The sequence below is a fragment of the Nocardia sp. NPDC004582 genome (assembly GCF_053602115.1).
Map to the genome: position 1 here is coordinate 1 of NZ_JBSGCY010000228.1, position 6,183 is coordinate 6,183.

6 protein-coding genes and 2 pseudogenes are annotated in these 6,183 nt (G+C 68.5%); 5 read left to right on the forward strand and 3 right to left on the reverse strand.

Features of this window, described 5'->3' with window-relative positions:
• From ACWELJ_RS32755 to ACWELJ_RS32775, 5 genes and pseudogenes are all read left to right on the forward strand, one after another.
• Window positions 1-1,833, forward strand: a pseudogene (locus tag ACWELJ_RS32755) (hypothetical protein); the annotation flags it as partial.
• A gap of 67 nt (window positions 1,834-1,900) precedes the next feature.
• Window positions 1,901-2,152: a FitA-like ribbon-helix-helix domain-containing protein gene (locus ACWELJ_RS32760; RefSeq protein WP_452369952.1), complete on the forward strand. Its 252-nt coding sequence runs from the start codon at window positions 1,901-1,903 to the stop codon at window positions 2,150-2,152.
• The gene (locus ACWELJ_RS32765) at window positions 2,152-2,568 is read left to right on the forward strand and encodes a PIN domain-containing protein (RefSeq protein ID WP_452369953.1); all 417 of its coding nucleotides are present in this window, start codon (window positions 2,152-2,154) and stop codon (window positions 2,566-2,568) included. Before ACWELJ_RS32760 ends, ACWELJ_RS32765 begins: the two co-directional genes overlap by 1 nt.
• 44 nt (window positions 2,569-2,612) lie before the next feature.
• Window positions 2,613-2,750: a hypothetical protein gene (locus ACWELJ_RS32770; RefSeq protein ID WP_452369954.1), complete on the forward strand. Its 138-nt coding sequence runs from the start codon at window positions 2,613-2,615 to the stop codon at window positions 2,748-2,750.
• Between the two features lie 47 nt (window positions 2,751-2,797).
• Window positions 2,798-3,130 carry a hypothetical protein gene (locus ACWELJ_RS32775; RefSeq protein WP_452369955.1) on the forward strand — a complete coding sequence of 111 codons (333 nt, stop codon included), beginning with the start codon at window positions 2,798-2,800 and terminating at the stop codon, window positions 3,128-3,130.
• A gap of 170 nt (window positions 3,131-3,300) precedes the next feature.
• Here ACWELJ_RS32775 and ACWELJ_RS32780 read toward each other — a convergent pair whose 3' ends face one another.
• From ACWELJ_RS32780 to ACWELJ_RS32790, 3 genes and pseudogenes are all read right to left on the reverse strand, one after another.
• Window positions 3,301-3,729 (reverse strand): DUF4913 domain-containing protein, encoded by a 429-nt coding sequence (locus ACWELJ_RS32780; protein ID WP_452369956.1) that lies wholly within the window; start codon window positions 3,727-3,729, stop codon window positions 3,301-3,303.
• Window positions 3,726-5,495 carry a TraM recognition domain-containing protein gene (locus ACWELJ_RS32785; protein WP_452369957.1) on the reverse strand — a complete coding sequence of 590 codons (1,770 nt, stop codon included), beginning with the start codon at window positions 5,493-5,495 and terminating at the stop codon, window positions 3,726-3,728. The genes ACWELJ_RS32780 and ACWELJ_RS32785 overlap by 4 nt, the downstream gene beginning before the upstream one ends.
• 173 nt (window positions 5,496-5,668) lie before the next feature.
• Window positions 5,669-6,183, reverse strand: a pseudogene (locus ACWELJ_RS32790) (DNA translocase FtsK); the annotation flags it as partial.

Consider the following 6,183-nt stretch of genomic DNA (forward strand, 5'->3'; position numbering starts at 1 on the left):
GCCGCGGAGCGGGCCGCCGAACTGGCAGTCGACGAGCTTGAGATCGATGACATCGAGGCCACCCACGACCAGGCCGCGACCGAGCCGGAAGCCGACGAGTGGCCGCTGAGCCCGAGCCAGCAGCAGCCGCTGGACCTGCCATACCCGGAACTGGGAGAGGTCGAGCGGGCGGTCCGATTGAATACGGACCTGAACCGGATCCGCGCCCGGATCGGCGAGTTGCGAACGCAGATCATGGAGCACGCCACGCCTCAGCAGCAGGCGATCGAGCCCATGGTCTCGGCCATGCGCCAACGCATGGACGAGCTGCGCCCGCTGGTGATTTCGGCCCGGGAAGCCCGCGACGCGTGGGAGGCCGCCGAGTTCGACGCCATCGCCGCAGAAGACGCCTACAACACTGCGGTGCAGGCGAACCCGGCCGCCGCTGATGAAGCGTTCATCGCATCCGTGCGCGAGAAGATCGAAGCCACCGACGACCCAGGTTTGCGAGCCCGGCTCACCGAGCAGCTGGACCTGTACCAGGCCGAGGCGAGCACGATCGATTCCGATGTCGCGTGGGCGAAGTTCACCGCCGCGGAAGCCCGGCGCGGTGCCGAAGTGCTGCGCGCGGAGTTCGAGCAAGCCCAGCAGGCACTCGACGCGGCGGCCGGTGGGAAGCCGGTCCCCGACGAGGCCCAGGTGCACGACTGGCGCGACATGGCTGAACAACTGGCCATGGACGAGCTCAACGGGCTGCGCGCCGACGCCGCCCAGCTCGAAACCCACGCCCTGCGCGCCGAACGCCGCGCGGTCGCCGAGCTGGTCAACGACGGCGGAGTCACCGAAGCCGGAGCCCGCTGGGAGCTGCAGAACCGCTACAACGAGCCCACCAGCGAGACCACCGAGGAAGCCGTCGCACGCCCTGCGATCGAGCCGGCGACCCTGCCGCCGAGCGAAGAGGTCGCCCGCGAGGCGGCAACCGAAGCCGCTGTGGCCGAAGCCGATTCCGGCGTGGCCGCTGGCGGCGATCCGGTCACCGATCCCGAGTTCGCCCGCGAGCAGCTGGTCCGCGAGCAGATGCAGGCCCAGCCGATCCGGATGCGCACCGATGCCGATCTCGACGCGCTGGTCCGGCGTCTGCGCCGGGCCGCGGACCGAAGCGACGACTTCACGGTGTGGCCGCCAGACGCCACACAGCCCACCCAGGCCGACCAGGTGCGCGCGGAACACGCTGCGCTTGCCGACCAAGTCGAGGCGATCGAAGCGGCCCAGGCCGCGCAGCAGGCCGCCGCGCTCGCCGAGCAAGCTGTCTCCGACGCTCGCGGCGCGACCGGACAGGCCAGAACCGAGCTCGACGCGACGTCCACGCTGCGCCGCGGAACCCGCCGGACAGCGCAGCAACGCGTCGACGATCTCGAAACCGCGCAGCGGACCGCCGAAACCGCGCACACCGCCGCCCTCGCCGATATGCGGGCCGCCGTGGACACCGCGCGCGCCGCGGGCGCCCCACAGCCGCAATGGGAAACGCTGCTGCGCCGCGCAGCCGACACCGCTGCACTCGCCGCCGAACTCGCGGCCGCCCAAGAAGCCGATAGGCGCGAGCAGGAGCGCCGGGCCCGCGCCGAACAGCGTGCCGCGAAGGCTGCGCGCGAACTGAGCGCCGCCCTGGCCGAACGCGACCGGCGCGCAGCCCTGTCGCCCATGGACTCGGCGACCGAGCACGCCATCCGCGAGGCCCGCACCAGCAACCGGCCCAGCCGCGCCGCCGACCTCACCGCGCAGCAGCAGGCCGCCCTAGCTCAGCAGGCCGAGGCCGAGCGGCAACAGGGTCGTGACCTGGGCCCCGAGGTCTAAAAAGCGATTGATAGCACTTAGGTCTGAGTGATAGCATTGATATCACCACCGAGGGAGTGCCATCACCATGAAGAACGTGACCATCCGCAACCTGTCCGACGAAGTACACCGAGCCATCCACCAGCGCGCGGCCGCGCATGGCCGCAGCGCCGAGGCGGAACTACGCGCGATCATCACCGATGCCGTGCAGCCGCCCGAGCGGATCAGACTCGGCTCGCTCTTGGCCGGCATCGGCCGAGACATCGAGCTGACCGACGAGGAGCACGCCGCTCTCACCGCCCGCGACCGGAGCCCGGCCGAGCCCTTGGAGTTCGACTAGTGATCATTCTGGACACCAACGTCATCAGCGAACCGCTGCGCAAGGCCCCTGAGCCGCGCGTAGTCGACTGGATCGACGCCCAGAACATCGAGACCCTGTACCTGTCCGCCGTCACAGTCGGCGAGCTGCGCTACGGCATCGCCGCGATGCCCGAAGGCCGCCGCCGCGATCTGCTCGCCGAGCAGCTGGAGAACCGCGTGCTGCCGCTGTTCGCCGGTCGCGTGCTCGCCTACGACCTCGCGGCCACTGCGGAATACGCCCGCCGCATGTCCGCCGCCCGCGCGGCAGGATTCGCCATCGCCACCGCCGACGGCATGATTGCCGCCACGGCGGCCGCCGCAAACTTCACCGTGGCCACCCGCGACACGTCGCCGTTCGAGGCCGCCGGAGTGCCCACTATCGACCCGTGGCAATAGTCCCCGGCCACAAGCCTTTTCATGCACCACTGATAGGAACAGACATGATCAACACGGCGAAGCTGACCGAGATCGAGGCAGCGCTGACCAATGACACACTGACCAACGCCGAACTTGTCGAGCAGCTGCACGCCGCGGGCCTCCCGGAGGTGGCGCGCGTAGTGGCGCAGGCGATGCGATGACCGAGACCGCCCCGCCCAGAGTCCACCTACCGTCAGGATTCTTGCCCGTGGGGAAGAAGGTCCGCGCCGCGTGCTACTTCGGCTACACCACCACGCCGCGGGCGGACGCCGATCGCGCACTGCGAGCCTTGCTGGACGATCGCAGGTGGACCCCACCCATATGCGCGGTGTGCGACTTCGACCACCAGGGCTATCCCGGCCGAGACTGGGCCAAGCTGCGGGACTGCGGCATCGAGATTCTCACTGATCCGGCGACCGGTGGAACGTTCCTGGTGTGCCGGGACATGCCAGCGTCCTGCCGCGAACGCGGGGAACAGAGGTTGCGGGAGATGACCCGCGCTTTTGACGAGGAGTTCCCAGGCTGGGCGCGGCCCCGCTAGTTGTGGGCATCGCGCACGCGCGGGGTGATTACCCACGGATCCAACAATTCCGGTCTCAGTGAGCGAGGTTGCGCCCGGCGCGCGGCGAACGAGTGCAAGCTGCGCGCCGGGCCGCGGCCGGGCGTAATTCCCTATGTGTCGAGTTGTCCCATCGGATCGTTTTCCGACACTTAGAGGTCTTTGTCGTCGAGATCGTCGTCGAAATCGGGGTTATCGGAAGTCTGAGCGCCGCTCATCGTCCCGAACCAGCCCGGCGGAACTGGAGTCACTTCCAATGAGCGCACGTCGATGTGCGAGTCGGTGGTGCAGCGCCACATCGGGCCCGTCTCGCCGTCGCACAAGGCCCGGATCGCGGCGTCGGCGTGGTAGGCCCACCACGAGCTCATGGTGTCCTCGCGGTTGGCGCGTTCCCATTCTCGCCACAGCGCGTGCAGCCGAACGACGACCGGCTTGTGTCGCCACCATTGCTTGCAGAAGATCTTGCCCTTGCCGCCGCCCTGCTGTTTGAACGCGACCGATTGGACGAGCCAATCCTCTACCCACTCGGTGACGTTGTTGTAGACGTCGACGACTTCCTCAGTGGCTTCCGTGCTGGTCACAGCTTCACCTTCTGACCGGGATCGTATTTCGCGCGGGAACGCTTGATGGCCGCCGCGTCCGGCCGTTCGGTCCACCAGGCTTTGCGCACCAATACCGGCTGGTTGCCGGTGCTCATGATCACGGCCCGGTCCTTGTCCAGCTCGGCCAGCATGGACACCGGCACCGCGAGCTCGGCGCTCCAGGACTGCGAGTGCGACCGACCGCCGTTGCTGACGCTCGTCGACCAGCGCTGAACATCGCGGTTGCCGATGGCTTGGGCGACGTCGCTGAGGTAGTTGGTGTCCTTGCCGCCGCCGCCGTAGTAGTGCACGTTCGACGCTCCCAGCAGCATGTCCAACTGCTTGGGGGTCCAGACCTTCGCGGCCTGCGCCAGCGACTGCAGGTAGGTCTGGCAGATGATGCCCTGGCTGCCCAGGTGGCTGTACCACTCGGGCAGCTCGCTGAGCTTGCACACGTTGGCCGCCTCGTCCAACACAAGAACAAACGGTGTGACCAGCCGGCCCCCGGGGCTGCGCCGCGCCAGCACGAGAGCTTCGTCGATGAGGCGGCCCGTCAGCGCCGTGACGAGCGCGGTCGCGCTGTCTGCGCCTTCCATGCTCAGGGCGTAGAGCGCATCGGTTGATCGGACAAACGCGGCCGGGTCGAATTCGGGCAGCTTGTGCGTCGGCGACCAGCTTCCGAGTCGCGTCTCGTCATCAGGGAACAGGTGCCGCTGGGGTGGGAGCACTGTTTGCAGGTAGCGGGGTTCAGTGAGCACGTTCAGGTTTCGGCGGGCGACGTCGTACACGCCGTCGCGTTGCCTTGGGTTGAGCCGGATGGCCGTGCGAACCTTGTCCGCTGCCACCGGATTTCCGCTCTTGTCGAGCAGTCGGGCTGGTAGATCGTTGTCCTCATCGGACAGCCACGCGAATGAGTGCAGGATGTCGCCGCCGCCGACGGCGGCCGCCAGGAAGTACAGGGCGATCAAGTCCTTTGCGCCCCCGTCGAAATAGGAATCGGTGCGCGAGTCCTCGGCTCGTTCCGCGGAGACGAACCGCTCGGCCAGGCGCCGCGCCGAAGCGAGAGTGCTGACGTTGCCGAACGGATTCCACCACCACTCCTGATGGGGCTCACCGGTGATTCCCTGCAAATCCGATTCCCACACCCGACAACCGCGTTCCTCGCGCACGCCGCGGGTCAAGTCGCGCAGGTCGCGCTTGTTCGATGTGGCGATCACCGGGCCCGGGGCGTCAATGACCGAGCCGACTGCCACGCCGGCGGTCTTGCCGGTGCGTGTGCCCGACACCGCAGTCAACACATCCTCCCAGGACTGCACGATGCGCACCCCGCCGCGCACTGTCGTACCCAGGTGCAGTCCGATCGCGGCGGGGTCGGTCAGATCAGCGTCCGGCCGCAGTCGCCGCGCCTTCTCCACGGCGCTGCGCCCGGCGATCTCGGACAGGTCACTCGGTGCGGCCATGCTGTGCGCGGCGCGCTTGTCGAGTTCCGAGCCGCTGGTCAGCCGCATGCCGATCCACAGGGCCGCGCCGATCAGCGCTGCGTCGGCGATGACCGCGAAGACCGTTGCCAGTGGCGACCACAGAGCGCGGTACTTCGCATGCCCGAAGGCGAGGAACGGGTTGAACGGGATTGCGGGCCCGCTGATCTGGGCGGCCAGCCACCAGGCCCCGAACGCGACCAGGCCCATGATGAACGCCGCAACGATTAGGAAGAGCAGAATCTCCCATCCGGTGGTGTGGCGCGCTGGTGCTTGCGGGCGGGTCATACCTCCACCTCGTTTTCGTTGGTCTTGACCGCTTCGTCCACGCCCGGGCCCGGGTGCGGCTGCGGATCAGGGCGCGGCTGCGACACCCGGCCCCGGTTGGCCTCACTGGCATTGATCAGATGGCGAGCTCCCGCGCCACCAGCGGCGGCCGCGGGCGGCGGAGTCTTGCCGTCGAGGATGTCGGCGAGCTGGTCGACGTCGACCAGGACCTCGCGCGCCTTGGATCCCTGGCTGGGGCCGACGATTCCGTGCTGCTCCATTTGATCCATCAGCCGCCCCGCCCGGGCGAACCCGATCCGCAGCCTGCGCTGCAGCATGCTGGTCGAGCCGAAATCGTTGACGACTACCAGCTCAGCGGCCTCCCGGAACAGTTCGGCGTCGGTAGGGCCCGCAGGTTTCGCCGCCTGTGAGGGCGTGCTGATCGCGGCCTCGGCCTGCGGCTGCACTTCGGGCTGCTGGTGCTCGGCTTCAGTCTCGGTGTTCTCGGTGATTGCCTCGCCGAGATAGGCCATCTGCTCGCCCACGTACGCGGCCGCCAGCTGCTCGACGGCCGACACGGGGGCCCCGGCGGTCTGCTCGACCTGAGTCTGAGCCTGTTCGCTGGTGGTTTCCGGTGCCGCGGATTCGCGGATCTGTTCGGCGGCGGTGCGCACCTCTTCGGGGTCGATGCCCTCTGCGCGCATCCGTG

What these genes read in the sequence shown, in the direction of transcription:
- ACWELJ_RS32785 (WP_452369957.1), bottom strand. Translation starts at nt 5,495, where the DNA reads ATGACCCGCCCGCAAGCACCAGCGCGCCACACCACCGGATGGGAGATT.
- ACWELJ_RS32760 (WP_452369952.1), top strand. Translation starts at nt 1,901, where the DNA reads ATGAAGAACGTGACCATCCGCAACCTGTCCGACGAAGTACACCGAGCC.
- ACWELJ_RS32770 (WP_452369954.1), top strand. Translation starts at nt 2,613, where the DNA reads ATGATCAACACGGCGAAGCTGACCGAGATCGAGGCAGCGCTGACCAAT.